Here is a 285-nt window from a genome sequence, read left to right as displayed (position 1 = left end):
TTAACCAAGATATAGGTCGTTGGGATACATCGAACGTGGTTAATATGTATAGAATGTTTGATGAAGCTAAGGCATTTAACCAAGACTTATCTAACTGGAATGTGAGTAAAGTATCTAATCATACTAGCTTTGCGAAAGACAGTGCTTTGACTGAAGAACACCTGCCAATTTTTGTAGACTAATTATCTATCGGTCTAGCTAAACAAAGGCCAGTGTTGATGGATTCAACGCTGGCTTTTTTATAGAGTTTGCAATATCGGGCTTATAGAGACTGTCCTAAATTCT

At 36.8% G+C, this 285-nt stretch carries 1 protein-coding gene; it reads left to right on the top strand.

Annotated features, from left to right (window positions below):
• Nucleotides 1-182: BspA family leucine-rich repeat surface protein (locus tag BCT81_RS05375; protein WP_133152565.1), on the top strand; the 182-nt coding region annotated here is incomplete at its 5' end.
• Between the last annotated feature and the right edge of the window lie 103 nt (nt 183-285).

This window comes from Vibrio sp. 10N.261.52.A1, from assembly GCF_002876325.1.
In the GTDB taxonomy this organism is placed as follows: Bacteria; Pseudomonadota; Gammaproteobacteria; order Enterobacterales; family Vibrionaceae; genus Vibrio; species Vibrio chagasii.
Note: the sequence above shows the minus strand (reverse complement) of the source record. Positions and strands in the feature narration are given on the sequence as shown.